Source organism: Actinomadura sp. 21ATH (assembly GCF_041951345.1).
Lineage (GTDB): Bacteria > Actinomycetota > Actinomycetes > Streptosporangiales > Streptosporangiaceae > Spirillospora.
Genome location: NZ_JBGNUR010000002.1, coordinates 121,500 through 147,508 on the forward strand (window position 1 = coordinate 121,500; position 26,009 = coordinate 147,508).

The following is a 26,009-nucleotide window of genomic DNA, read 5'->3' on the forward strand; positions in this document are numbered from 1 at the left end:
AAAGAGCACAACCCGACACTGGCGAAAACGGGCGAAAACCGGAGTAATTAGGAGGAGTAGGTGCTTTATAGGTCGAAATTCATCTGGAGGTGGATTGAATGGAATTCTACGAGCAGGAACAGGAGCACCAGCGGGAGGCGGCCGCGCGCCGGGTGGCCGAACGCGTGCCGGAACGGCGCGGGAACGAGAGCGTGCTGGCGTCACCGGGCGGCGTGGCGGCGGCCGACACCCCTGAGCGGATCGCCAAGCGGGTCGACCGGCTCAGCCGCTTCTACGGCGACGGAGCCCTGCCGGAACCGGGAGCGGCCCTGCCCGGGACCCGGCTCGAAAAGATCATCAACACCGTTGACTACGTCGGCGTGCGCTACCTGGACGCCGGGGTCGCCGCGGCGCGCACCGTCGGGCGGGTCAACATCCGGGACGAGAGCGGCAGGCCGGCCGGGTACGGGACCGGCTCGCTGGTGTCCCCGGCCCTGCTGCTGACCAACCACCACGTGCTACCCGACGCCGGCACCGCCCGTGGCAGCCTGATCGAGTTCGACTACCAGGACGGTGCCGACGGCCGCCCGCTGGAGACGACGGCGTACCCGCTCGACCCCGACCGGTTCTTCCTCGCCGACGCCGACCTGGACTTCGCCCTGGTCGCCGTCCGCGCCCCGGCCGGCGGGCTGGCGGCGTTCGGGTACAACCGGCTGATCGAGGCGGAGGGCAAGGCGATCATCGGAGAGTTCGTCACGATCGTCCAGCACCCGCGCGGCGACAAGAAGCAGGTCGCGCTGCGGGAGAACCGGATCGTCGACATCCCCGAGCGGTTCCTGCACTACGCCACCGACACCGAACCCGGCTCGTCCGGCTCCCCGGTGTTCAACGACCAGTGGGAGGTCGTCGCACTGCACCACGCGAGCGTTCCGGTGCCGGACCGCGAGGAGGACGGCGGCTTCGTCAACGAGGGCGTCCGCATCAGCAGGATCTGCCGGCTGCTGCGCGAGGCACCGCTGCCGGACGCCCAGCGCGCGCTCGTCGACGAACTCTTCACACCCGCGCGGACCGAACAGGCCGCGTCGACGCGGCCCGCGCCCATGGGCCCGGCGACGGCACCGCACGTCCCGCCGGCCCCGGTCCCGGCGCCGGCCGCCACGGCGGAACGGACCGTCACGGTCTCGGTCCCCCTGGAGATCACGGTACGGCCGGCGGGCGCGAGTGAACCGGAGGCGATCGACCCCGACTACAGCGGAAGGGAGGGCTACGATCCCGCCTTCCTGGCGAGCCCGCTGCCGCTCCCCGTACCGTCGCCCGAGCTGGCCGCCGTCGCCTCCGCGGAACTGCGGTACCACCACTTCAGCGTCGTCATGCACCGGCGGCGCGCGCTTGCGCTCTTCACCGCCTGCAACATCGATGGCCGCCTCGCCCAGCGCCCCCGCCGCGCGAGCGACCGCTGGATCCTCGATCCCCGGCTGCCGGAAGGCGAGCAGACCGGCGAGCGGGTCTACGCCGACAACGATCTGGACCGCGGGCACCTGGTCCGCCGGCTCGATCCCGCCTGGGGCACCCGAGCGCAGGCAGAGGCCGCCAACGACGACACCTTCCACTTCACCAACGCCACCCCGCAGCACCACGACTTCAACGCCGGCCGGACGCTGTGGCTCGGACTGGAGGACTACGTGCTCAACAGTGCCGACAACCACGACCTCGCCGTCAGCGTCTTCACCGGGCCGGTCCTGGCGCCCGACGACGACGTCTACCGGGGCGTCCTCCTCCCCCGCCAGTTCTGGAAGATCGTCGCGATGACCGGAGCGTCGGGCGCGCTCTCGGTGACGGGCTACCTGCTCAGCCAGGCGGCCCTGATCGCCGGTCTCGCCGGCGAGGAGTCCTTCTCGTACGGGGCGTACCGGACCTTCCAGGTCCCGGTCCGCAGCATCGCCGCGCTGACCGGCCTGAACGTCGACACGCACGTCCAGGCCGATCCGCTCGAACGGCTGGAGGCCGTTCCGGCGCCCCGCGAGGTCGACCGCCCCGAAGACCTCCTGCTCTGAGGAGCGGGACGGCACGGCCGCGTCAGGATGCCGCCACCGGCACCTTCTCCTGCCAGGCGGCGTTCCAGGTCTCGTGGTCGATCCGCCCGGTGACGTGCAGGCCCTTGAAGGTCTGCAGCGCCCTGCAGGCACTCTCGGTCGCGGCGTCGAAGGCGCCGTCGATGGCGTCGATCCGCCAGCCCCGGCTGTCGACCTGGCGTTCCCAGGCGAGGACGTGCTCGCCGACGGAGCCGAAGTGCAGGATCACACCCGGGCCGTGCGGCGGGATCGTGCCGGGCGCCTCCCAGGCGGCCTTCCAGGTGTTCGGGCCGACGACCCCGTCGACGGCCAGCTGGTGCTCTCGCTGGAAGTTCATGCAGATCCGCTTGCTGATCGGGCCGTAGTGGCCGTCGGCGACGAGGTTCCATCCGCGTTCCCTCATCTGCCGCTGCCATTCCTTGACGGCCGCGCCGCTGGTACCGGGCGGGTGTTTCATCATCGGCGGCTGGAACGGTGGTGCGGGCATGACGCCTCCCTCTTCTCTGGTACTTCTCACGGTCTGCTTCCAGCCAAGCAGGAGAAGAGTCGAGAAAAGCCAAACCGAGGGCACGTCAAAGCCTCGTTCGGCCTTCAACGCAAGAATTTCAGAAAGCCCTTCAGTCCCGGGCGAGCAGGAGCCTGTCCCCGCTCCGGGAAAGGACCAGCAGGCGGCCGTCCGGGAAGACGACACGAAGGACTCCCGCACCCGCGTCCTCCCAGTGGCCGGCGACCTCCCGCGGCCGGTCGTCCGGGCCTGGGCGCAGGTCCAGGAACGTTCCGTCCGCCCGGAACTCCAGTCCCCGCCGGGGCCGCCGCGCGGGCGGGAACGCGTGGTCCTCGCGGCGGTACACGTCCGCGCTCGCGGTGTCCTCCTCGCGCGAATGCAGCCATCTGCCGGTCACTCCCGCCGGCACGCTCAGCCTCGCCCGGCCGGCCGCTCGTTCACCAGGCCCAGGGCGGCATGGATCTCCCCCAGCAGTTCCCTGGTGAGCCGCTCGCCGTCGAGCAGGAGCCGCTCCACCTCACCGTCCTGCACGGACGGGCGCGTCGACGGGCCCGCCCCGCCGGTCGCCTCCAGGAGCGGCTCCGCCGGCCTCTGCTCGCCCGTGATCGAGAACGAGGCCCGCGCCCCTTCCAGGCAGGCTCGCATGCGCGTGCTCTGCCCCTGCGTGAACATGAACATCGCGGCATCGTCGGTGTAGTCCATGTAGTTCATGAACATGTCGCCGTGCGGGCCGTTCCCGCAGCTGATGTGCGGGAACGCGGGCCGGCCGGTGTTCGCGCCGCCCTGCTTCGGCGTGTCGTCGACCTTGTCGTCACTGGAACAGGCCCCGTCGTCGTCGCCCCAGATATGGTACAGATCCAGCCAGTGGCCGACCTCGTGCGTCGCGGTCCGGCCGCCGTCGAACGGCGGCGCCGCCAGCCCGGTGGTGCCGAACGCCGTGTTCAGGATCACCACGCCGTCGGTGTCCGGCGGTCCGCCCGGGAACTGCGCGTACCCCAGCAGCCCCCCGGTCAGCGCGCAGACCCACATGTTGAGGTAGCGGTCGGTGGGCCACGCGTCGGAACCGCCGCTCCGTCCCGACTTCACTCCGTCGTCCCAGCTGAACCCGGGCCGGTCGGTCGCGACCCGCACGATCCCGTCGGTGGGCTCGCCCTCCGGGTCGCGGTCGGCGAGCCGGAACAGGATCTTCGCGTCCGCCACGAGCCCTCGCCACACTTCCGGGACCTGTCGCACATCGCTGTTGGTGGCGCGGAAGTCCTCGTTGAGCACGTGCAGCTGACTCTGGATCTGCTCGTCGGAGATGTTCTGCTCCGGCACATCCGGGCGGTGGACCACATGGACGACCACAGGGATCGTCACCACGTGCGACGTCACCGGGGTGAACCGCCCGGCCTCGTACTGCATCGCCCGGTTCTCGATGGCCTGGCGATGAGAGCGGTAGGACATGCTCTCGTTGAGAAGCCGCCGGTGCACGAGCATCGTGCCGCACAGATCGCGCGACGCCGACGTTAATGAATCAATCTCGGACATGTAGATCTTCCCCCCGAATCGAAATGGACGGCGGCCTCTCCGCCCTCTTCTCACGATGCTCCCGAAGGGAGGTCTCCGCCAGCGGCACAGAGAACTATTTGACTGTTTGGGTGGTTGTTTAAGTGATCGCGCCGGGTGATGGGGCCCTTTGGGGCGCGGCTGTCGAGCATTCGCGAGACCGCATGTCCCTCGGCGTCACCGCGCGGCGGCCAGTTGGTCCAGGAGTCGCAGGGTGGTGGGGTCGGGGGTCCAGCGGCCCTTGCCGGACGCCTCGGTCAGCTTGCGGCGGATTTCGGTGACCTTGCCGGCGGTCTCGCCGCGCTTGCCCTCGCGCAGGTGCTCGGCGATCTTCTGGAGCTGGTCGTTGACCTTGCCGGCGGTGTCGGGGTCCAGGCGCCCGCTACCGGCCTGCTGGGCGATGCGTTGCCGGAGTTCGGCCACCGTGGCGGCCGGGCTGGTGGCCACCGGCCGGGTACGCGCGGGCCCGGGCGAGGACGTGCGCTTGGGGTTCAGGGGCGGGGTGGCCTGTTCCTGGGCGGTCGGTGTGGTGGCCGGAGGAGGGCCCGCCACGCGGTGGTCGTCCGAGCCGTCGATCGCGACGACGGCGGCCACGATGACCAGCAGTAGCACCGCCCCGGCGGTGGCGGCCGGCAGCGGGCGCTGCGTCAGCCAGGCCACCGGCGACGACGGGGTCCCGGGCGGCGGTGCGGGAACGGTGGTTCGCGGGCGGGCGTGCCGGGCTCCGGCAGGGGCCAGGGAGGGCAGGACCTGTGTCGGATTGTTCGGCCGGTCGGGCATTGCGACGTGCCCGTGTGCGCCGCCGATGGTCTCCAGTACCTGGGCGACGCGGGTCGCCTCGGCCGGGCGGGCGTCGGGGTGCTTGGCCAGCAGGTGCAGGATCGCCTGTTCCAGTTCCGGCGGCAGCTCGGGGCGCAGGCGGCCTGGCGGGGGCGGGGTGTCGTGCAGGTGGCGTTCCAGGAGGGCGAGGGGGGTGCCGGCGGTGAACGGGGGCTGCCCGGTGGCCAGCTCGTAGAGCACGCAGCCCAGTGCGTACAGGTCGCCGGCCCGGCCGGCGGGGTGTCCCAGGGCCAGTTCGGGGGCCAGGTAGCCGGCGGTGCCCATGACCGTTCCGGGCATCTGGCCGGGCACCGGCACGTCCAGCGGGCGGGCGATGCCGAAGTCGGTGAGCTTGAGCGTGCCGTCGCCGGCCAGCAGCAGGTTGCCGGGTTTCACATCGCCGTGCACCAGGCCCGCCTCATGCGCGGCGGCCAGCGCGCGGGCCGCCTGCGCCCCCAGCGCGGCCACCCGCGCGGGCGGCAGCGGCCCCCGCTCGTGCAGCACGGCGGCCAGGTCACGGCCGGCCACCAGCTCCATCACCATGAACACCCGGCCGGCGTCGGCGGCGACATCGTAGACCTGCACCACGTTCGGATGCACCAGCCGCGCGGCACCGCGGGCCTCCCGCCAGACCCCCTCGTAAAGGTCACCCGGCCCCTCGTCCCGGGTCGCCCCCGCGTCGGCGGGCGGTACGGGGTCCAGCACCTTCACCGCCACCGGACGGTCCAGCGACATGTCGTGGGCCCGCCACACCTGGGCCATCCCGCCCCGGCCGACCGGCTCGATCAGCCGGTACCGGCCCGCCAGCACCACCACGTCCCCGGCCGACCGCCCATGCCTGCCCACCGCTTCGTCCCCTTCACCGACATCACCCCACCCGGATCGAACCTCCGACACGCCGGGGCCGACGCCCCCTCCGAACAGGGGACCTCGCCCCCGCCGGGGCGAAGAAGACAGGGCCGGCGCCACACCATGTCCCGCCGCGACGGGACGTGGGGCGCCCGGCCACGGTGGGGTGCTCCGCGGCCGCCATCCACTCCAGCGCCGGATTCCCCCTGAATGTCACACCCGCGCCACCGGCCGCCGCAGAATCTCCTGACGACACCGCGGAAGTCCCCCTCAGGCCGGTTCCGCCGCCATCGGCGCCTCGCAGGAGCCGGGGAGGACGTCGCGGATCCGCAAGAAGCGATCCAGGCCGGTGGTGGCCAGCACGGTCACCAACGTCTGCGGCGGACGCACCAGCACCACCTGCCCACCGGCGGCGGCGGCGCGCTTCCACAACCGGATCAGCGCGTTGATCCCCGAGGAGTCGCAGAACCTCAACCGCGAGACCTCCAGGGCGATCCGCGGCGCGCGCCCCACGCTGATCAGCTCACCCACCCGGTCGGCGAACGCCGCCGCGGTCGCGAGGTCCAGCTCCCCGTCCATCTGGACCACCACCCACGTCCGGGAGGACGCGATCCTCATACGCAGCTTCAGTCCGTCATCCGGATCATCCAGCGCCGTGGACACCCACGTACCTTTCGCCCAAACCAGCAGATGCCCGGCGAGTATCCCCATAAATGCGACGGTCACGCATCCGGCAGCGACCACCACACTCAGTTGATCACCAGCTCCCGGACGGGCATGGGCCCGCGTCGGCGCGACAGCGGCCTGGAACCTCCCGGAGGAGGTTCCAGGCCCGTGGGAACGCCCGTGGTGCGGCGGTCAGAAACGGGCGAGCGCGTGGCCCCTGCCGCGGCCGATCAGCCAGGTTGAGCGGGGTGGTTGATCGTTTTGACCCCGCACTGCCTGACCGGCTGCGCCATCGGCGAGATCCTCGGGATGACGATCGGCACCGCACTGGGCTGGGGCGACCAGCGGCTGTACATCTCCCACCGCACCGTCAGCACGCACCTGTACGCGAAGCCCTCTCCATCCCCCACGACGCATGAAATGCACCCGGTCCCCCGCACCGTGCACGATCGTGGTGGTCTGGGGCGCCCCTAGGCTCGGGGGATGGTGGCCTGGAGCACCGCTTCGCTGAGGGCCTCGGTGCGATGGTGCGCGACCGCCTGGAAGTCAGGGTCGGCGACCATCTGGGAGAACGCGGTGCGGGACGGGTAGCGGACCAGGAGGACGGCGTCCCATGCCTGGCCGTCCTCGGCGACCAGGGCGGTGGAGCCCTTGCCGTAATAGAGGACCTCGGCGCCGTACCGTTCGAGGATCGTCTCACCGAGCGCCTTGGAGTAGCGGGCGTAGCTCGCCTGCCCGCCTTCACGAAAACGCAGCAGGTTCAGCATCACGACAGGACCACCGGGATCTTCGGCCAGAAGCCGCTTCAGCCCGTCTCCACTCGGATCTACCGCCATCGGGCCAGCTCCTCCGCTTCGCGCGACCGTGTCGCAGTGACTTTAACCGGGCTGGGCGAACCGGCGGCAAGGAGGAGGATGTGTTCCTTCATCGACTTAGGCACGTGCCGGTTGTGCCCCCGGCCAACGGGGCCGCAAGGCCGGGCCTAGCGCCGGATTTCCCCGCCCTGTTCGTCACGGGTCCGGACACCGCGCTGGGCGGCAAGCCCGCGGCCTTGGGCATCACCCCTGACCGGTCCGGTTCCCAGACCGAGCTCATGCAGATCGACGCCGCGGGCGGGTTCCTGCTCTTCGGCCGATCGTCCTGGCGGAGTTCGCGGTGACCGCGGCCTGGCTGCTCCTGCTCGGCGCGGCCCCGGCGGCGAAGGAGGGCCCGCCGCCCTGCTCCTGCTGCTGGCCCTCAACATCGTCCTGGTCATGCCGGTGGCGCCGGCCGCCAGCGCCGGCCGCGGCCGCGCTCCGGGCGGGTGGCGCTCGTGGTGGAAGGCCGTTAATGTCGTCGCTTGGTGTGCCGGGAAGTCTGGTCGGCGGTCCTGTCCGCCATTCCCGGAGGCGCGTTGATGACGGCCCTGCTCACCGCCTTCGCGGCCCTGCTCCTGCTCGCCGTCCTGCTGTCGAGCCTGGCCAACCGCACGATCCTGTCGACGGCGGCGCTGTTCCTGATCGGCGGTTTCCTGCTCGGGGACGGCATGACCGGCGTCGTATCGATCCGGCCGGGCGACCCGCTGGTCTACGGGCTGGCGGAGCTGGCGCTGTTCGCGGTGCTGTTCACCGACGGCATGCACGCCGGCTGGAAGGATCTGCGCAGCGCGTGGCGGCTGCCCGGGCGGGCGCTGGGCTGGGGCCTGCCGCTGACCCTGGCGATCACCGCGCTGCTGGCGCACTACGTGGTCGGCCTCGGCTGGATCGAGGCGCTGCTGATCGCCGCCGTGCTCACCCCGACCGACCCGGTGTTCGCGGCCGCGCTGGTCGGCAACGACCGCGTGCCGCCGCGGCTGCGGCACCTGCTGAACGTGGAGTCGGGCGTCAACGACGGCCTGATCCTGCCGTTCGTGGTGCTGTTCCTGGCCATCGCCCAGGGCTCGCACGACCTGCACCTGGGCGAGCTGGGCACCGAGCTGGGGCTGGGACTGCTCATCGGCGTGGCCGTGCCGTGGGCCGCGATCATGCTGGAGCGCACCCGGCTGTTCGCCATCTCGCCCAAGTACGAGCCGCTCAACGCGGTCGCGATCGGGCTGCTGGTGCTGGCGCTGGGCAAGGCCACGCACGGCAACCTGTTCCTGGCCGCGTTCGCCGCCGGGATCACCGTGGCCACCATCGGCGACCGGCACCGCAAGGCGTTCGAGGAGTTCGGCGGGCTGGTCGCCGAACTGCTCAAGCTGGCGGCGCTGCTGGTGTTCGGCGCGCTGCTGACACCGGCGTTCCTCGGCGAGGTCGGCGCGGCCGGGTGGGTGTTCGCGGTGCTGGCGCTGATCGTGGCCCGGCCCGTGGCGATCTGGATCTCGTTCCTGCGCTCGGGACTGACCGCCCGCGAGCAGGGCGCGGTGATGTGGTTCGGCCCCAAAGGCTTCGCCTCGGTGGTGTACGGGCTGCTGGTGCTGGAGTCGGGCATCGGCGCCGCCGACCAGATCTTCCACCTGGTCGCCGCCACCATCGTCCTGTCCATCCTCGCCCACTCCTCCACCGACATCGTCGTGGCCCGCGGCTTCGACGACGAACGCGAGGTACCCGCCTGGCACGGCCCCACGCCCGACCAGGCCCGCGGCCGCCAGGCAGGCGCGTCCCAGAGCGAGGCGTGAGCGTCCATGGCGCGCTTCCGCTTCCGCACCAGGCTCGCCGCGCTGCCGCGGCCGCTGCCGGACGAGATCGTGCAGGCCGTCCTCGACGCCGCCGAGGGAATGACCTTCGACGACGGCGGCGAGCTGCGCCTGGGGGACGGCACGCTCGGCGCGGCTCGCCTGATCTCGGGCCGGCACCTCGCCGCGGGCGCTCGCTACCGGATCGGGCTGGACGCCGGCGAGACCCGGACGGTCGACATCACCGTGGCCGGCTGGGACCGGACGGGCCGGACCGCCCTCGACGTCCTCGTGACCGCCGGCGGGCATACGTTCACCGCGCGGCTCAAGGCGGACCTGCGGGGAGAGGGCCTGGACGTCCTGCGGATCGACGGCTCGTACCGGGGCCCGGCGTTCCCGCGTTTCCTGCAGCGCGCGACCGTGACCGCCGAGATGCGCCTCGCCGACCGGCCGGCCGGCGGGCCCGCGCGGAGCCGGACGCCCCGGCTCGCCGTGCGCGTCCGGCACCCGTTCGCCGAGGCGGCCGTCGCGGTGGCCCAGGGCGGGAGCGGGCGCGGCCGGCGGCCGCACACCGTCACGGTCGGGCTCCGCGGACGCACGGCGGCGCGCCCGATCGCCGCGGTCGGCCTCCTGGTCGTCCGGCGGCGTGTCCGGCGCGTCCTCGGTCAAGCGCTCGCCACGGCCGGGACCCACTGGAACGAGGCCGTTACCGCCATGGCCGCCCGGGGCCTCCAGGAACGGCTCGTGCTCCGCCATCAGGTCACGGTCGCGGCCGTGCCGCGCGAGGCATTCGGAGAGTACGTCCGGGCGCTCCACGAAGCCGTCGAGGCACTGCGCTTCCGCGACGGCCTGCTCCGGTCAGGCGACGGGCCCGCGCTGGACGTCCGGCTGCTGGAGGGACGGCACATCGAGGCCGGCGCCCGTTACCGCGTCCTTCCCGCCCATCAGGACGAGGACGACGCCCCGCCTTCGGATCCGCTCACGGTGGACGTCCTCTCCTGGGATCCGGCCGGCGGCACCCGGGCCGCGTTCCGCACCGCGCAGGACACCACCACGGGCTGGGCCGAACTCCGCAGCGCCCGCGACCCCGTGCTCCTCCATGGCCGCCTGGTGCACGAGAGCGGCAGCTCGCCCGTTCTCACCCGCGTCACCTGCGAGGCCCGCGCGGACCTCGAAGCCTGGTGGCGGCGGTCGACCCGCTCGGCCGGCGATCCGGCCCCGATCACCGCGACCGCCGTTCACGCTCTGGGCCGGGCCACCGTGACGCTCACCGCGAGACCGGCCCTGGGGGGACGGTGGAAGGTGGCCGTGTCCGCGACCGTGGAGGGGCTGTCCTGGGGCGGCCCGCTCGTCGCCGTCGCCGCGCTCTTCACCGGGCACCTCCTGGAGAACGCTCTCCGGAAGTCGGCCGGTGAAGTGGCCGAGGAACTGAACCGCGCCCTCCCCCGACTCCGAACGGACCCGCGCAAGGCGGCGGAAGCGACATTGGACGCCCTTCTCACCGCCTGACCAGGCGACGTTTCATCGTCTTCTGGCGCTGAATCCCGGCGGGCTCTTGCCCGTCATCGAGGTCCGCGGGACGCACCGAGCCCGTCCCGGCCACCGGTGCCGTGGCCGCGATCGGGGTCGGCGACGCCGGGCTCGTCCTCGACGTGGCTCTCGGCCACCTCGCCCACACGCCCGCCGCCTGGCTCGTCCTGGCGGCCGCGGGGCTGCTGTACGGCGCCGTTCCCCGCGCACTCCCCCTCGTGTGGGCGGCCCTCGGATACGGCACGGTCGTCGGATTCTTCGCCCCGGTCCTCGACCTGCCCGGCGGCGCCGTACGGATCTCGCCGTCCGAGCACATCGGCGAGTACCCACTGGAGGATGTGAACGCCGTGGCCGTGGCCGTACTGATCCAGCTGTCGGCCGGGCTCGCGTGGCTCGCACTGGGAGCCTTCCATCGGCGGCCTGCACTGGCGGTCGGCGGGTGGTCAGCCGGTGGAGTCGGCGATCTTCTGGGAGCGGGCGGCGGCCCAGCCGAAGATGCCCCGGGCCATGAGGGATTCCTCGGCCGCGGCGCGGGTGCCGTAGACGTCGGCGTGGACGCGGTGCACGGCGGGGTCGTCGGGAGCGGCGAGGATGGCCATCTCGGCCAGGTGGCCGGCCAGGCGCAGGTCGCCGCCGGCCGCCGCGCGGATCGCGGCGTCGGCGAGCCGGGCGGGGCCGCCGGCCAGGCCGGCGACGGCGGCGGCGAGCGTGGCGTCGGGGGCGGGCTTGAGGGTGGCCGGGTTGCCGTCGTACCAGCCGGCGTAGCGGCGCCACAGGTTGCGCACGATGAACTCGGGCTCGTCGTAGCGGGCCTGGAGGTACGGGCGGTCGGCGAGGCGGGCCGGCGGGCGAACGGTGTGGACGATCTCGTCGAGCCTGGCCCCGGCGTTCAGCATCTCCAGGGTCTGGGCGATCAGGCTCTCCAGCCATTCGGCGGTCTCGGTCAGCGCCTGCCGGATCCGGTCCGCGCCGAAGATCGGCACGCCGTGGGAGGGGAGCATCACCTCCGCGCCGAGCGCGGCCATGCGGCGCAGCGCGTGCGCCCACTCGACGGGGTAGCGCTGGACCTTCTGCGGGTTGCCGGCGTTGGGGGCGACCCAGATGAACAGGTCGCCGGTGCAGACGATGCCGCGTTCGGGGATCCAGCAGACGGTGGCGTCGTCGGTCTCGCCCTTGGCGTGGAAGAGTTCCAGGGTGAGGTCGCCGTGGCCGACGGTGAGCGCCTCGCGGTACGTGACGTCCGGGTACCGGTACTCGGCCGGCCACGTCAGGTCCGGCTGCCTGAACTGGCGCCGGTTGACGACGGTGTTGTAGCCGTTGGTGAGGACGTAGCGGCGGAACCGGTCGGGGACCGACTCGTGGGCGATCACGGTCGGCCGGCGGCGGCCCGCCGCGTCCGCCTCGGCGTCGAACGGGCCGACGCCGAAGACGTGGTCGATGTGGCCGTGCGAGTAGATCGCGGTGGTGAGCGGCGCGTCGGTCCAGGCGCGCACGTCGGCGTGGAGCTTGCCGGCGTCGGCCGGGTTCCCGGTGTCGAACAGCGCCAGCTCGCCGCCGCCGCGGAGCGTGATCACGTTGCCGAAGCCGGGGCGCCAGCCGACGCCGTCCGCGACCTCGTGGACGCCGCCGCCGGCGATGTGGAAGCCCGCGATGCCGTTGGCGTCGGCGGCGCCGTTCCAGACCCGGTCGGCGAGTTCGGTGACGGACAAGGGTTCCTCCTCTAGGTGGCGGCCGGCGGCCGTACGGCGTCGGGGACGCTGTCCAGCAGCAGCCGCGTGTACGGGTGCCGGGGCCGTTCGAACAGCTCGTCCCGCGCGGACCGCTCCACGATCCGGCCGTGGCGCATGACCGCCACCTCGTCGCTGACGTGCCGGACGACGGCCAGGTCGTGGGAGATGAACAGCATGGTGAGGCCGAGCCGGGCGCGCAGGTCGACCAGCAGGTTGAGGACCTCGGCCTGGACCGAGCAGTCCAGCGCGGAGGTGACCTCGTCGGCGATGACGACCTCGGGCTCGACGGCGAGGGCGCGGGCGATCGCGATCCGCTGCCGCTGCCCGCCGGAGAACTCGTGCGGGTAGCGGGTGGCCGCGGAGGCGTCCAGCGCCACCGTCTCCAGCCAGCGGGCGACCGCGTCGCCGTGCCGCCGCAGGCCGCCGCGGCGCGGCTCGATGGCCTCGGCGACGGCCTCGCCGACCGTCATCCGCGGGTTCAGCGACCCGTACGGGTCCTGCGGGATCAGCTGGACGCGGCGCCGCAGGCCGGTCAGGCGGCGGCCGCGCAGCGCGGTGACGTCCTCACCGTCCAGCAGGATCCGGCCGGACCGGGGCCGGGTCAGGCCGATCATGGCGCGGGCGAGCGTCGACTTGCCCGAGCCGGACTCGCCGACCAGGCCGAGGGTGCGGCCGCGGTCCAGGTCCAGCCCGACCGAGTGCAGGACGGTCCGCGCGCGGCCGCCGTGCCCGAACGTCACCGTGACGTCGTGCGCGGCCAGTACGGGACTCATCGGTCGCCTCCCACGGTCTCGTCGCTCCAGGTCAGGGCGTGGCAGGCGGCGGTCCCGCCGGCGTCCCCGTACGGGACGGGGCCGGGCCGCTCCCGCCGGCAGACGTCGCGCGCGAGCGGGCAGCGCGGCGCGTAGGCGCATCCGGCCGGGCGCTCGCCGGGCCGCGGCGGCCGGCCGGGGATGGCGGCCAGGCGTCCGGCATCGTCCGACACGCGCGGGGTCGCGGCGAGCAGCGCCCGGGTGTACGGGTGGCGCGCCCGCCCCGCCCGCAGTTCCTCGGCCGTGAGCTCCTCGACGACACGGCCGGCGTACATCACCAGGACCCGGTGGCAGACCGCGGTCACCACGCCGATGTCGTGGGAGATGAACAGGACGGTGGTGCCGTCGCGCTCGTTGGTCTCGCGGAGCAGGGCCAGCACGTCGGCCTGGACGGTCACGTCCAGCGCGGTGGTCGGCTCGTCGGCGATGAGCAGGCGGGGCCGGGTGAGCAGGGCGGCGGCGATCATCGCGCGCTGCCGCATGCCGCCCGACAGCTCGTGCGGGTACTGCCGGACGCGGATCTCGGGGCTGCTCACCCGTACCGAGCGCAGCCGCTCGACGGCCTCCTCGCGCGCGGTCGCCCTGTCCATGCCGCCGTGGGTGCGGACGGCCTCGGTGAGCTGGCCGCCGAGCTTCAGCGCCGGATTGAACGAGGCGGTCGGATCCTGGTAGATGACGCCGATCTCGGTGGCGAGCCTCCTGGCTCCGGCGGTCCCGGGGTCGAGCAGGTCCAGGTCGCCCAGCCGCAGGGTACGGGCCTCGGCCCGCGGCCCCTCGGGGAGCAGCCGGGCCACCGACATCGCGGTGAGGCTCTTGCCCGAGCCGGACTCGCCGACGACGCCGACGATCTCGCCGGGGGCGAGGCGGAGGCTCAGGCCGTCCACGGGCCGGGTGCCGTCCGGGAGGACCACCGACAGGTCCTCGGCGACCAGCACCGCGCCGTCGTCCGCGTCCGCTTCCGCGCCGGTGGCGGTGGCGGGAGCCGTGAGGGGCGCGGCGGCCGCCGCCCTGGCGGCGCGGCGCGGTGACCGTTCGTGCGGGTTGAACGAGGCGGCGAGGCCGTCGCCCACGAAGCCGGCGCACAGCCCGGTGAAGACGATCGCGACGGCCGGGCCGACGGCCTCGGCGGCGTTGGTGTAGAGGCCGGCCAGGCCCGCGTTCAGGAGGCTGCCCCAGTCGTACCGCGGCTCCTGGACGCCCAGTCCGAGGAACGACAGGCCCGACAGCGACACGAGCACGGTGGCGAAGGCGACGGAGACCAGCACGAGCAGCGGTTCGGCCATGTTGGGCATCAGGTGCCGCAGCATCAGCCGCCGCCGCGGCACGCCCAGCAGCCGGGCCATTGCCACGAAGTCGCGGCCGGCCACGGAGGCGGCCAGGTTGGCGGTGAGCCGCGCGAACGACGGGCTGCCGGCGATGCCGATGCCGATCACCGTCGCCTCCGGGCTCGCCCCGAGGATCGCGGTGACCACCAGCGCCAGGATGACCGGCGGGTACGACACCATGATGTCGATCAGCCGCAGGCCCAGCTCGCGGACCCGGTGCCCGGCCAGCCACACCGCCGAGCCGAGCAGCACCCCGGCGATCACGGCGATCCCGGTGGCCAGCGCGGTCATCACGAGGGTGAGCCGGGTGGCGGTCATCGTGCGGGCGAACACGTCCCGGCCGAGCGCGTCGGTGCCCAGCCAGTGCGCGGCGGAGGCGCCCTCCCGCGCCGTTCCCGACAGCCGCTCGGCCTCGGCGCCCCAGACCACCGGTCCGAGCACCGCCAGCGCGGCGACCAGCCCGAGCCCGGCCAGCCCGAAGGCGAGCGGCGCGTTCCAGCGGCGCCGCCCCGCGACCGCCGCAGGGGCGGCCGCGGCGGTCGTCGCCTCGACGGTGGGCGCGGTCATGTGCGGTCCGCCTTTCCGGTCAGGGTCCGCGGGTCCAGGACGCCCAGCAGGACGTCGATCAGCAGGTTGAGCAGGGTGGCGATGACGCCGAGCGTGAGCACGACGCCCTGGATGACCGGGTAGTCGCGGTTCAGGATCGCCTCGACCACCCGGGTGCCGAGGCCGGGCCAGGCGAACACGCTCTCCACGATGATCGTCCCGCCGAGCATGTGCGCCAGGATGAGCCCGCCCAGCGTCAGCGTGCTGGTCAGCAGGTTCGGCAGCGCGTGCCGGGTGTAGAGGGTGAGCGCCGGCAGCCGCTTGCCGCGGGCGGTGCGCATGTAGTCCTGGTCCAGCACCGCCGCGGTCTCCCGGCGGACGATCCGCGCCAGCGTGCAGATCGGCGCGACCGCCACCGCCAGGACCGGCAGGATCAGCGCGCTGGGCGTCTCGGCGCCCGCCGCCGGCAGCGCCCCCAGCATGATCGCGAACACCAGCACCAGCAGCGTGCCGAGGATGTACTCCGGTACGGCGCCCGCCAGGCTGGTGGTGAAGGTGAACCCGGTGCCGAGCCGGCGCCGCCGCCCGCCCCGGGAGGCGATCGCGACGGCCATCCCCAGCGGGACGGCGACCAGCAGCACCACCGCGATCGCCAGGAAGGCCAGCTCGGCGGTGAACGGCAGCCGTGAGGTGATGATCCCGGTCACCGGCTCCCCCCGGTGGTGAACGAGGTGCCGAGGTCGCCGCGGAACAGCCCGCCCACGTAGGCGGCGAACCGCTGGACCAGCGGCTCGCCCAGGCCGAGCCGTTCCCGCGCCTCGGCGATCTGCTCGGGTCCGGCGTCCGGCCCGGCCAGCACCCGGGCCGGGTCACCGGGGATGAGCTGGACGATCAGGAACGTGACCGTGACCAGCGTCGCCAGCACCGCCCCCAGCCCGGCCAGGCGCCGCATCGCGAAGCCGAGCCAGGGGGACCGCCGCCTCCGCCCGGCGTCCGCGTCCGGCGCGCCGGTCCCGCCGGCCTCGTCGGCCTCACCGGCCTTGCCGAGGGTCTCGGCCGTCACTTCAGGACCAGGGTCGAGATGTCGAACAGCCCGCCCGGCAGCATCGCGTCGACCCGGCCGCCGAAGACGTAGGTCGTGTTGACGGCCGTCAGCGGGACGGCGTGGACCCGTTCCAGCAGCGCCCGCTGCGCCCGCGCCCACGCCTCGCACTTGGCGGTCTCGTCGGTGGTGGCCAGGGCGGCGCCCATGCCCTTCGCGATCCCGGGGTTCCGCACGCCGCCGACGTTGCGGCCCTTGGGCGCGGGCTCCCCGGCGAACAGCGAGGCCGGGTTGGTCATCGTGAGGGTGAGGTTGAGGTGCGCCATCACGTTGACGTCCCAGTCGCCCTGGTTGCCCAGCACCTCGGTGGACCAGGTGGCGTTGTCGAGGTTGCGGAGCTCGGCGTCCGCGCCGGCCGCGCGCAGCGCCGCCTGCACGTAGGTGTTCCCGGCGCCGCCCGCGATCGCGTTGGTGCCGGCCACGGTGACCTTGAGGCCGGAGAGCGCCTTCCTGGCCGCGGCGGCGTCCGGCTTCACCAGCAGCGACGCGTCCTTGCTGACGCACGGGACGGCCGCCTCGGCGATGCTGGTCAGCCGCTCGCCGCGGCCGAGCGCCGCCGCGTTCCCGAACGCCGCGGGATCGACGGCCTGCGCGATCGCACGCCGCACCTTCTCGTCCGCCCCGGGGTGGCCGGAGCGCTCGTTGAACATCAGGAACATGCGCACCGCGGGCGCCGTCTCCACCCGGTACCCGGCGCCGCCGGAGAACCTCTTGGCGTCCGGGCCCGTGAAGAACGCCATGTCGGCGGCCTTCGCCCGGGTCACCATGCTCTGCAGGGCGGACACCATCTCGCACGCGGCCGGGAGCGGGTCGCGGGCCAGGTGCGGCGACGCGCCGTGCCCGCCTGTCCCCCGCACCGTGACCCGCAGCCGGTCCGCTGCCGCCATGATCGGGCCGCCCCGGCTGACGAACAGGCCCTGCGGGACGACCGCCGACGACACGTGCAGCGCGTACGCGGCGACGGGCCGCTCCCCCGCCGCGTCCAGCACGCCCTCCTCCAGCATGATCCGCGCCCCGCCCGCGTTCTCCTCCCCCGGCTGGAACATGAACACCACGTTCCCGGCCAGCCGGTCGCGCCGCCCGGCCAGCAGCCGCGCGGACCCGGCGAGCATCGCCGTGTGCAGGTCGTGCCCGCACGCGTGCATCCGGCCCGGGGTCCGCGAGATCAGGTCCGCGTCGCCGCGCTCGGTCACCGGCAGGGCGTCCATGTCGCCGCGCAGCAGCACGGTCGGGCCCGGCCGCGCGCCGCGCAGCACCGCGGTCACCGACGTGAGCCGCTCACCGGCGGTGACCTCCAGCGGCAGCCCGTCCAGCGCGTTCAGCACCTTGTCCTGGGTGCGCGGCAGCTCCAGGCCGAGCTCCGGCTCCCGGTGCAGATCGCGGCGGAGCCGTACCAGCTCCGGCTGGAGCGCCTTCGCGGCGGTGCTCAGGGACTCGGACATGTGGGCCCTCCTGGTGGTCGCTTTGCTCGCATCGTGCTGGAGAGCGCCGCGCGCCGTCCCGGCTCTGCACGAAACACGCCTCGGCGGCCGGGCCCCTGCACGAACGAGCCACCCCGCCGGGCTCCCGCTGGTCCGCCCCGGCCGGGCCGTGGTACCTGGACGCCATGACAGACCTGATCTTCACCGGCGGCCCGGTCGTCACCCTCGCGCCCGGCGCCCCCGAGGCCGAGGCGCTCGCGGTCACCGGCGGCGTGATCACCGCCGTCGGCGCCGCCGCCGACGTCATGGCGCTGCGCACCCGCTGGACCCGGGTGGTCGACCTGGCCGGCCGGGCGCTGCTGCCGGGGTTCGTGGAGCCGCACGGCCACCCGGTCTCCGTCGCGCTGTGCCTGGCCCCGCCCGCGGTGGACGTGCGCCCGTTCACGGCCCCCACCGGAGCCGACGTCATGCGGCGCGTCCGGACCGCGCTCCGCACCGCCGCGCCCGGCGTCCCGCTGATGTTCTACGGCATCGACGTCCTCCTGCAAAGCGGCCTCGAACGCCCCACGATGGCGTGGCTGGACGAGATCGCGCCGCGCAACCCGGTCGTCGTCCTCTCCAACAGCGGCCACTCGGCCTGGGGCAACACCGCCATGTTCGCCCTCGCGGGGATCGGCCGCGGCACCCCCGCCCCGGCCGGCTCGGAGATCGTCCGCGGCCCGGACGGCGAGCTCACCGGCGAGGTCCGCGAGACGCCCGCCGTGGTACGGATGACCACGCCGGTCGTCGAGGCGAGCCGGTCGACCGTCCTGGACCGGCTGCGCTGGTCGTACGCCCGGCACGCCGCCGCCGGCCTCACCACGGTCGCCGAACTGGGGCTCGATCCGGCCCTCGAACCCGCGCTCACCGCGCTGGCCGCCGAGCCCGGCTGCCCCCTCCGCGTCCGCGCGTACGAGGTCGGCACCCCCGAGAACGCCGCCGACCCCGGCCACCTCGCCCCGGCCCGCGTGTCCGCCGATGCGCCGTACGCGCGGATCGGCATGAAGCTGTGGGCGGACGGCACCCCCTGGCACGGCAACATCGCCACCACGTTCCCCTACCTGGACACCGACGCGACGCGCCGCCTCGGCCTGGAGCCCTGCCACCACGGCGGCATGAACTACCCGCCCGAGCAGCTGGCCGAGCTGGCCGCCGCGTACACCCGCCAGGGCTGGCAGCTGGCCTGCCACGTCCACGGCGACGTGTCGGCCGACGCCGTCCTGGACGCCTACGAGCACTCGCGCGCCTTCGCGCCCGCCGACTGGCGCCCCCGCCTGGAGCACTGCGGCGCGCTGCGCCCCGACCAGTTCGCCCGCGCCGCCTCCCTGGGCGCCACGGTCAGCCTCTTCATCCAGCATCTCTACCACTGGGGCGACGTCCTGATCGACGACCTCTTCGGCGCCGAGCACGGCGCCCGCTGGATGGCGGCCCGCTCCGCGCTGGACGCGGGCCTGCGCGTCTCCCTCCACAACGACGGCCAGTGCTCACCGGCCGACCCCCTCGGCAACATCGCCACCGCGGTCAACCGCCGTACGCGCGGGACGGGCCGCGTCCTCGCCCCCGAACAGCGCCTCACCGTCGACCAGGCCCTGCGCGCCCAGACCATCGACGCCGCCTGGCAGCTCCATCTCGACGACGCCGTCGGCAGCCTGGAACCGGGCAAGCGCGCCGACCTGGTCGTCGTGTCCGGCAACCCCCGCGCCGTCCCCCCGGAGGCCCTCTACGACCTGCGCGTCGAGACCACCTACCGCTCCGGCCACCCGACCTTCACCGCCGCCGAGTGAGGCGCAGCACCGGTCATCGCGCGGCGGCGGTATGAGCTCGCGGCGGGTCACCAGTGGTCGATGAGCGGTGCGCCCGTCCCGCGCCGCCAGGCTTCGGTGAGGCGGGCCAGCCGGGCGGGGGCGGCGATCCCGCGCACGGTCGAGATCCTGCCGTTGCCGATCTCGAACGCCACCACGCCGACGACCTGGTCACCCAGCACGAAGAGCAGGGCGGGGCCGCCGTTGACGAGCGCGTGATGGACGGCGGGCGTGCCGCCGGCCAGGCGACGTTTCGCGGGCGTGGGCTTGAAGCCGGCCCGGACGACGCCGGCGATGCGCTGCGCGGTGTCGTAGTGCAGCAGCTTCTCGGTCAGGCCGGCACCGTCGGAGATCGCGGTCGCGTCGTCGGTGAGCAGCTCCACCAGCCGTTCGGTACGGCCCGAGGTGGCGGCGGCGAAGAACTGCTCGGCGATCCTGCGGGCGGAGGCGGCGTCGGCCTCGCCGCCGCGGCGCCGCGCGGTGGTGACGCGGCGCCGGGCCCGGTGGAGATGCTGCTGGCTCGCGGACCGGGTGATGTCGAGGATCTCCGCTATCTCGGCGTGGCTGTAGGAGAACGCTTCGCGCAGGAGGAACACCGCCCGTTCAACAGGGGTCAGACGTTCCATGAGGGTCAGCATGGCCAGGGAGACCGATTCGCGCTGCTCGAAGGTGTCGGCCGGGCCGAGCATCGGGTCGCCGTCCAGGAGCGGCTCGGGCAGCCAGGCGCCGGCGGCGCGTTCCCGGCGGGCCCGCGCGGAACGGAGCCGGTCGAGGCACAGGTTGGTGGTCACCTTGGTCAGCCAGGCCTCCGGCACCTCGATCCGCTGCCGGTCGGCGGCCTGCCAGTGCAGGAACGCGTCCTGCACGGCGTCTTCGGCATCGGCGGCCGAGCCCAGCAGCCGGTAGGCCAGCGAGGCCAGCCGGGCCCGGCTGGCCTCGAACCGATCGGTGTCGAAGCGATCGGTGGCGATGTCGTCCACGCGGACCGTCCTAAGCGGCCAGGCGGCCGTCTTCTCGGCGGGCGGCCGCGTGCTCGGCGGGCACGCCCGGTCCGGCAAGTCGGCGCCTGCGCTTGGGCATGCCGAAGGTCGGGTGGGAGGTCGCCCACAGCGACGTCGTGAGGATAGCCGACTTGATCCGCGCGGCTCCCCGGCCGCCGGTGTGCTTCGGCTTCGCCCGTCCCCGGTCGTCGATCGGCTGCAGGATCCCGTCCCGCCGCCCGAGGCTGATGTGGTTGTAGGTGTAGACCAGCTTCGTGTGCGCGATCTCGCGGCCGGTCAGCCGTCCCATGATCGCCTCGATGGCCTGCCGTCCGGTGTAGCCGGCCGAGGCGCAGGACATCGGCAGCGGCCGGCCGTTGTCGCCGATGGCGTGGGCACTGTCGCCGACGGCGTAGACGTTCGGGTGCGAGACCGACCGCATGGTGCGGTCGACGATGATCCGGCCGCTCTCGGTGACCTCCAGCCCGCCGGCGGCGGCGATGGGGTCGACCGCGAAGCCGGCCGTCCACACGGTCGCGTCGGACGCCAGAACGGTCCCGTCGGCGCACAGCACCCGCGTCGCGTCGACGGCTTCGACGCTGGTGTGCTCCACGACGGTGACGCCCAGCCGGTTGCAGGCCCGGCGCAGGTGGCCGCGGGCCCCGGCGGAGAGCCGGGCGCCGAGTTCACCGCGGGCCACCAGCGTCACCGCCAGCCCGGGCCGCGACTCGGCGAACTCGGTGGCGGTCTCGATGCCGGTCAGCCCGTCGCCAACGACCACCACACGCCCGCCCCCGCCTTGCCTCTCCAGGCCGTCCAACCGCTCGCGCAGGCGCCGCGCCGAGGGCCGGGCGGCGACGTCGAAGGCGTGCTCGGACGCGCCGGGGACGGCATGGCCGGCGCCGTGGCTGCCGAGCGCGTACACGAGCGTGTCGTAGCCGACCTCGCCGCCGCCGTCGGCGTCGGCCACGGCGACGACCTGCCGCTCGGGGTCGACCTCGGTGACCCGGGCCACGCGCAGCGCGATCCCGGTGCCCGCGAAGACGTCGGCGAGCTTCGGGGCGTCGACGTCCTGGCCGGCCGCCAGCTGGTGCAGCCGCAACCGCTGGACGAAGTCCGGCACCGCGTTCACCACGGTGATCTCGATGTCGGCCGAGGACAGCCGGCGGGCCAGGTTCCCGGCCACGTAGGCCCCGGCATATCCGGCGCCGAGGACGACGATGCGGTGCTTCATGTGATGCTCCTGTCGGTTCGCCTGCTCTCGGTGACTTGAGCGGGACAGCGACCCGATTCCTGACACGCACCGGACATGACGTGGGTCACAGAGCACTCTGGGCAGCCTGGTACACGGCTCCGGCCCAGCCGGCGACGTCATGCACCGCGCACCCGTGCGCGCGACTCGGGTTCCACTGGCGGCGGGCGATAGGTGCCCTGATTCCCCACAGGGGCCCGGGCTACCCTCCGCGAGGAAGGCTGGTGGTCACATCGGGGATCGGCTCCCAGCGCGAGCCTCGCCGCTTCTCCCAGATCTCCCGCAGGACGCGGGCCTCCTTGTCGACATCGACCTCGCTGGAGCCCAGATGCGGCAGCCAGATCTCTCTGCCCTGGCAGTCGCGGATCACGACGTGCGAGTTCCTGAATCCACGCCTGGTCTCGATGCCCTGGATCGCCTGCCATGGTGTCGCAGTGGTCCGCCACAGTCCGCGCTTGAGGATGCGGTCTCGGGACACGCAGGTCCGCGTCCGCATCTCGGTCCCCAGGCGGAGGGCGGCGATCCCGATCAGCAGTCCGGGCACGAGGACCTTGATCGCGGGATGGTTCTCCGCCCGCACCACGATGACGGTCACGACCGTGAAGAAGACACCCATGAGGAAGGCCGTGCCGACGAACGTCCCAGGGTCTGCCCGGTACTCGCGCCTGAACGGGTCAGCAGCCATGGTCGCCTCCGAGGCCCTACGCACACCATCCGAAGACCGCGGTCAGACGGTGATCCACAGCCCAATCTAGCGATCGTGCGAGGGCCGGACCAGACGAAGCGCTTGAGACGTCACCTACCGGTGCCGGCAGGATCCGGCCGTCTCTCAGCCTCGGACTGGACGGGCCGGTTGTCGGTGGCGCAGTGCAATATCGGAGTCCCGTTCCCGAAGGAGGCCACGATGTCACCGACCAACCAGCAGGTAGCCGACCATGCCTTCCTGCGGGGCTTGTACGAGGACGGCCACTTCCCCGACCACCTCGTCGACGAGGGGAAGGCGATCCTGCTGCGGTTGTGCGAGCGGATCGAGGCCGAGCGGCCGACGGGCCTGGCGGCCCTGTACGCGCTGACGCAGGCCGCGACCGAGGAGTTCAACACGCTGGATGAGAAGTTCCACGCGGCCGACAGCGAGATCGAGACCGTGGCACGGGAGCTGATCGCCGACGACTTCTGGTTCGTCGCATCGGCGTACGGCTTCGCGGAGGCGGACGGGGAAGAGCTGATCGCCACCAGAGACTGGTGACCTCCTCCAAGCCCCGCGCGAAGAGACTCGCGGGTGGGTCTTGGTGAGGCGCTGGACGAGGTCATCGACAGCGTGCGCTCCGGCGCCGCGGAGATCGGCCTGCTCGGCTCGGCGGGCGATCTGCACGCCGCCGAGCTGCGCGTCCTGCCGATCGAGGACCAGCCACTGATCCTCATCTCGCCCCCCGACCACGACCTTCCCGCCGGGGACACGGTGCGGCGTACCGATCTGCACGGCCGCTGGCTGATCGTCTCCCAGCGCGGCAGCCTGATGCGCCGGCTCGTCGACGACATCCTGGCCGGCGGAACCCAGGTGCGCATCGCCGTCGAGATCGCCCACCGCACCTCGATCCTGCCCCTGGTCCTCGCCGGATTCGGGCACGCGGTCATGCCCGCGTCGTGGACACCGCTCGCCGAACGCGCCGGCGCCGCCGTCCATCACATCGAACCGGCCTCCCACCTGCGCGTCGCACTCGTCAGCAGACCTGCCGTCCTGACCCCGGCCGCCCGCGCGTTCCTCGACATGGCCGCCGCCTGGCCGGACGGGGACCCCGGCACCGAACGACCTCTGATCACAGGTGGCCGATGACCGCCCGGGTGACGTCGGCGGTCGTGGCGGTGCCCCCGACGTCAGGGGTCAGCACGCCCGCGCCGGTGGTGGCCTCGATGGCCTTGTTCAGGCGGGCGGCCTCCTGGTGAAGGCCGAGGTGGTCGAGCATGAGCGCGGCGCTGCCGATCGCGCCGATGGGGTTGCACACGCCCTGGCCTGCGATGTCGGGAGCCGAACCATGGACGGGCTCGAACATGCTGGGAAAACGGCGTTCGGGATTCAGGTTGGCGCTGGCCGCCAGCCCCAGGCTGCCGGCCAGGGCACTGCCCAGATCGGAGAGGATGTCGGCGTTGAGATTGGAGGCCACGACCACCGACAGCTCCTCAGGACGCAGGACGAACTTGGCCGACATCGCGTCCACCAGGACGCTTTCCGTCTCGACGTCCGGATAGTCGCCGGCGACGCGGCGGAAGGTGTCGTCCCACAGCACCATGCCGTACTGCTGGGCGTTGCTCTTGGTGACGCTGGAGACCTTCTTATGCGCCCGGGTGCGCGCGAGATCGAAGGCGAAGCGGATGATGCGCTCGCAGCCGACCTCGGTGAACAGGGCGGACTGGACGGCGACCTCGCCACCCGCCCCACGGGCCGACAGGTTACGGCCGCCCAGACCGGCGTACTCGCCCTCGCTGTTCTCGCGGACCACCACCCAGTCCAGCTCGGTGTCGTCGGCCTTGCGCAGCGGACTGACCACCCCGGGCAGGAAGTGCACCGGCCGGACGTTGGCCCACTGGTCGAACCCCTGGCAGATCTTCAGGCGCAGCCCCCACAGACTCACGTGATCGGGCACGCTCGGCCAGCCGACCGCCCCGAAGTAGATCGCATCGAAGTCCCGAAGGGTCTCCAGCCCATCGCCGGGCATCATCACACCGTGCTCGGCGTAGTGGTCCGAGCCCCAGTCGAACTCGGTCCACTCGAAGCTGAACGTGCCGCCGGACGCCGCGGCGAGCGCGTCCAGCACCAGGCGGCCTGCGGCGACGACCTCCGCTCCCACCCCATCGGCGGGAATGGCGGCGATCCGAAACCTGCGCTGACGTGTCATGGGAGCTCCTCAAATGAGAATCGGCGAGCGAACGTCCTCCGAGTCAAACGTGCCGCCACCGCGCCCGTCCAAGACCGACTGCCGATCCCATTCATAGGAAGCCCCTATACGTCCCATCCCCGGAAGGCCAGGCCGACAGACACGGCGGCGTCGTTGTGTAGGGCGGGTCCGCCCGGCCATGAGGCCGGCCAGGTCGCCGCGCACGGCGGCGGGATCCCAGCCGTCAAGGCGGTGCCGGCTTGGGTGTGGTGTGCGAGCACGCTCGTGTTTCGGTGGCCTCTGAGGGTGCCGAGTTCGAGCAGCGTCGCGTCCACGGCGAGCGCGGCCGGCAGGCGAAGCCGCGGACCATCGCGCTCCTTCGAGCGGGGACGGACCCCGGGCGGAGCACGGCGCCCGAGGCCCTGCGACACCACCGGCCAAGTTCGTCCAGCGGCCACTTGCATCGCTCGTCCCATCGGCCGCCGCCGGCCCGCGTCACTCCTCGACGACGGCCTCGGTGGTGACCGTCCCGGCGGTGGACAGCACCCACTTGGCGGAAATCCCGATCTTCGTGCCCACCGGTACGGACTCCTCCACCCTGATCCAGAAGTGCTTCCCGACCTCGTCGGACGGGATCTCGACCTTCGGCTGCACCGTCACGCCCGGAGTGTCGCTGGTGAGTTCGATGACCGCGCCGAACGGGTGCCAGCGGTTGCCGAGGCCGACGGCCCCGAGGTTCACGGCGTACGGTCCCCGGCGCAGCTTGCGGATGACGCCGACCGTGTAGTCCTTCGGCACCAGCAGCGTGCCCGTCCACTGCGGGGGGTGCCCGAGGTCGGCGCCGATGTCGGTGAGCCCGATGTCCTGCACCGGCACGCCGGGGTGCTCCATCGTGAACGTCCCGCGCGTGCTGCCCGCCGGGACGACCACGTACGGCGGGATCTTCGGCTCGGGTCCGTCCGGGAGCCCGGAATGGTGGGCGATCCGCAGGTCCACCGACGTCCCGCCGACCTTGGCGGGCGCGGCGAGGTCCACGGTGCCGGTCACCTTCGTGCCCGCGGTCACGGCCCGGTCGTCGCCGGGCACGTTCAGGTCCATCCGGTGGACCGTCTGCTCGCGCCAGTCCGGCGGCACGACCGTGACCTCGGTCTCCGCGCCCACGGCGTGCCGCCGCGCGACCAGCGGGACGACCGTCCGCTCCGGGTACGCCTCCAGCCGGATCGGGAAGCTGACGCTGGTCTTCCCTGCCGGAACGTTGACCACGCCGCCGGTCGAGTAGGGATACGCGCGGTCGGAGTGGCCCTTGGAGATCACCTCGACGGCGAGCCCGCCCTCCGGCGCCGGGCCGGTCAGCCGGACGGTCTGGATCGTCTCGTCGCCGCCGGTGATGACGGCGGGCGAGACGCTGGTCGAGGCGACCACGGGCGTGGTGTCGGCGGCGACGGGGCTCGCCAGCGCGACGGGCAGTGCGAGTGCGACGGCGCCGGTCGCGACGCGTCTTCTGAGGGGGGAGTGGACCATGCGACC

Annotated in this window: 24 protein-coding genes; 7 read left to right on the forward strand and 17 right to left on the reverse strand. The window is 73.1% G+C overall.

Annotated features, from left to right (window positions below; all coding sequences use genetic code 11):
* The first annotated feature begins 98 nt into the window (after positions 1-98).
* Positions 99-2,033, forward strand: coding sequence for a DNA/RNA non-specific endonuclease (locus tag ACA361_RS07220; RefSeq protein WP_375011025.1), 1,935 nt, complete (start codon positions 99-101; stop codon positions 2,031-2,033).
* A gap of 22 nt (positions 2,034-2,055) precedes the next feature.
* On the opposite strand, the gene ACA361_RS07225 is transcribed toward ACA361_RS07220, so the two are convergent.
* The 5 genes from ACA361_RS07225 to ACA361_RS07245 all read right to left on the reverse strand — a co-directional run bounded on the left by ACA361_RS07225 (position 2,056) and on the right by ACA361_RS07245 (position 6,483).
* Entirely contained in the window at positions 2,056-2,538 is a 483-nt protein-coding gene (locus ACA361_RS07225) for a peptidoglycan-binding protein (protein ID WP_375011026.1), read from the reverse strand.
* Positions 2,539-2,668: 130 nt separating this feature from the next.
* Positions 2,669-2,953 (reverse strand): hypothetical protein, encoded by a 285-nt coding sequence (locus ACA361_RS07230; RefSeq protein ID WP_375011027.1) that lies wholly within the window; start codon positions 2,951-2,953, stop codon positions 2,669-2,671.
* A 14-nt stretch (positions 2,954-2,967) separates the two neighbouring features.
* Positions 2,968-4,086: a zinc metalloprotease gene (locus ACA361_RS07235; protein WP_375011028.1), complete on the reverse strand. Its 1,119-nt coding sequence runs from the start codon at positions 4,084-4,086 to the stop codon at positions 2,968-2,970.
* A gap of 195 nt (positions 4,087-4,281) precedes the next feature.
* Positions 4,282-5,769 carry a protein kinase gene (locus ACA361_RS07240; RefSeq protein ID WP_375011029.1) on the reverse strand — a complete coding sequence of 496 codons (1,488 nt, stop codon included), beginning with the start codon at positions 5,767-5,769 and terminating at the stop codon, positions 4,282-4,284.
* Positions 5,770-6,042: 273 nt separating this feature from the next.
* Positions 6,043-6,483: an STAS domain-containing protein gene (locus ACA361_RS07245; RefSeq protein WP_375011030.1), complete on the reverse strand. Its 441-nt coding sequence runs from the start codon at positions 6,481-6,483 to the stop codon at positions 6,043-6,045.
* A gap of 207 nt (positions 6,484-6,690) precedes the next feature.
* On the opposite strand from ACA361_RS07245, the gene ACA361_RS07250 reads away from it, so the two are divergent.
* Entirely contained in the window at positions 6,691-6,912 is a 222-nt protein-coding gene (locus ACA361_RS07250; RefSeq protein ID WP_375011031.1) for a DUF4396 domain-containing protein, read from the forward strand.
* On the opposite strand, the gene ACA361_RS07255 is transcribed toward ACA361_RS07250, so the two are convergent.
* Positions 6,909-7,274, reverse strand: coding sequence for a DUF1330 domain-containing protein (locus tag ACA361_RS07255; RefSeq protein WP_375011032.1), 366 nt, complete (start codon positions 7,272-7,274; stop codon positions 6,909-6,911). The genes ACA361_RS07250 and ACA361_RS07255 overlap by 4 nt on opposite strands.
* Positions 7,275-7,834: 560 nt before the next feature.
* Here ACA361_RS07255 and ACA361_RS07260 point away from each other — a divergent pair.
* Complete coding sequence (locus ACA361_RS07260) at positions 7,835-9,073, forward strand: cation:proton antiporter (RefSeq protein ID WP_375011033.1); 1,239 nt, start codon at positions 7,835-7,837, stop codon at positions 9,071-9,073.
* 6 nt (positions 9,074-9,079) lie between these two features.
* Entirely contained in the window at positions 9,080-10,579 is a 1,500-nt protein-coding gene (locus tag ACA361_RS07265) for a hypothetical protein (protein WP_375011035.1), read from the forward strand.
* A 464-nt stretch (positions 10,580-11,043) separates the two neighbouring features.
* On the opposite strand, the gene ACA361_RS07270 is transcribed toward ACA361_RS07265, so the two are convergent.
* Genes ACA361_RS07270 through ACA361_RS07295 form a run of 6 tightly spaced genes read right to left on the reverse strand, consistent with a single transcriptional unit; the run spans position 11,044 to position 17,557 of the window.
* Positions 11,044-12,309, reverse strand: coding sequence for an alkyl sulfatase dimerization domain-containing protein (locus ACA361_RS07270; RefSeq protein WP_375011036.1), 1,266 nt, complete (start codon positions 12,307-12,309; stop codon positions 11,044-11,046).
* Between the two features lie 11 nt (positions 12,310-12,320).
* Complete coding sequence (locus ACA361_RS07275) at positions 12,321-13,103, reverse strand: ATP-binding cassette domain-containing protein (protein ID WP_375011037.1); 783 nt, start codon at positions 13,101-13,103, stop codon at positions 12,321-12,323.
* On the reverse strand, positions 13,100-15,034 hold the full coding sequence (locus tag ACA361_RS07280; protein WP_375011038.1) for a dipeptide/oligopeptide/nickel ABC transporter permease/ATP-binding protein: 1,935 nt from the start codon (positions 15,032-15,034) through the stop codon (positions 13,100-13,102). Before ACA361_RS07280 ends, ACA361_RS07275 begins: the two co-directional genes overlap by 4 nt.
* Entirely contained in the window at positions 15,031-15,720 is a 690-nt protein-coding gene (locus ACA361_RS07285) for an ABC transporter permease (RefSeq protein WP_375011039.1), read from the reverse strand. The genes ACA361_RS07280 and ACA361_RS07285 overlap by 4 nt, the downstream gene beginning before the upstream one ends.
* Entirely contained in the window at positions 15,717-16,076 is a 360-nt protein-coding gene (locus ACA361_RS07290; RefSeq protein WP_375011040.1) for a hypothetical protein, read from the reverse strand. The genes ACA361_RS07285 and ACA361_RS07290 overlap by 4 nt, the downstream gene beginning before the upstream one ends.
* Positions 16,073-17,557, reverse strand: a complete 1,485-nt coding sequence (locus ACA361_RS07295; protein WP_375011041.1) for an amidohydrolase — start codon at positions 17,555-17,557, stop codon at positions 16,073-16,075. Before ACA361_RS07295 ends, ACA361_RS07290 begins: the two co-directional genes overlap by 4 nt.
* A gap of 164 nt (positions 17,558-17,721) precedes the next feature.
* On the opposite strand from ACA361_RS07295, the gene ACA361_RS07300 reads away from it, so the two are divergent.
* The gene (locus tag ACA361_RS07300; RefSeq protein ID WP_375011042.1) at positions 17,722-19,359 is read left to right on the forward strand and encodes an amidohydrolase; all 1,638 of its coding nucleotides are present in this window, start codon (positions 17,722-17,724) and stop codon (positions 19,357-19,359) included.
* A 47-nt stretch (positions 19,360-19,406) separates the two neighbouring features.
* Here ACA361_RS07300 and ACA361_RS07305 read toward each other — a convergent pair whose 3' ends face one another.
* The 3 genes from ACA361_RS07305 to ACA361_RS07315 all read right to left on the reverse strand — a co-directional run bounded on the left by ACA361_RS07305 (position 19,407) and on the right by ACA361_RS07315 (position 22,294).
* On the reverse strand, positions 19,407-20,357 hold the full coding sequence (locus ACA361_RS07305; RefSeq protein ID WP_375011043.1) for a sigma-70 family RNA polymerase sigma factor: 951 nt from the start codon (positions 20,355-20,357) through the stop codon (positions 19,407-19,409).
* A 10-nt stretch (positions 20,358-20,367) separates the two neighbouring features.
* Positions 20,368-21,591: an NAD(P)/FAD-dependent oxidoreductase gene (locus ACA361_RS07310; protein ID WP_375011044.1), complete on the reverse strand. Its 1,224-nt coding sequence runs from the start codon at positions 21,589-21,591 to the stop codon at positions 20,368-20,370.
* Between the two features lie 220 nt (positions 21,592-21,811).
* Positions 21,812-22,294, reverse strand: a complete 483-nt coding sequence (locus tag ACA361_RS07315; RefSeq protein WP_375011045.1) for a PH domain-containing protein — start codon at positions 22,292-22,294, stop codon at positions 21,812-21,814.
* A 219-nt stretch (positions 22,295-22,513) separates the two neighbouring features.
* Between ACA361_RS07315 and ACA361_RS07320 the strand changes: the two genes are divergently transcribed.
* Both ACA361_RS07320 and ACA361_RS07325 read left to right on the forward strand, forming a co-directional pair.
* A complete protein-coding gene (locus tag ACA361_RS07320; protein ID WP_375011046.1) occupies positions 22,514-22,855 on the forward strand; it encodes a DUF5713 family protein in 342 nt (113 codons plus the stop codon).
* 33 nt (positions 22,856-22,888) lie between these two features.
* Positions 22,889-23,443, forward strand: coding sequence for a LysR substrate-binding domain-containing protein (locus tag ACA361_RS07325; RefSeq protein WP_375011047.1), 555 nt, complete (start codon positions 22,889-22,891; stop codon positions 23,441-23,443).
* On the opposite strand, the gene ACA361_RS07330 is transcribed toward ACA361_RS07325, so the two are convergent.
* Together ACA361_RS07330 and ACA361_RS07335 are read right to left on the reverse strand one after the other, a co-directional pair.
* Positions 23,427-24,503 carry a tartrate dehydrogenase gene (locus tag ACA361_RS07330; RefSeq protein WP_375011048.1) on the reverse strand — a complete coding sequence of 359 codons (1,077 nt, stop codon included), beginning with the start codon at positions 24,501-24,503 and terminating at the stop codon, positions 23,427-23,429. The two genes, ACA361_RS07325 and ACA361_RS07330, sit on opposite strands and share 17 nt — an antisense overlap.
* A 474-nt stretch (positions 24,504-24,977) precedes the next feature.
* The gene (locus ACA361_RS07335) at positions 24,978-26,003 is read right to left on the reverse strand and encodes a hypothetical protein (RefSeq protein WP_375011049.1); all 1,026 of its coding nucleotides are present in this window, start codon (positions 26,001-26,003) and stop codon (positions 24,978-24,980) included.
* Positions 26,004-26,009: the final 6 nt, after the last annotated feature.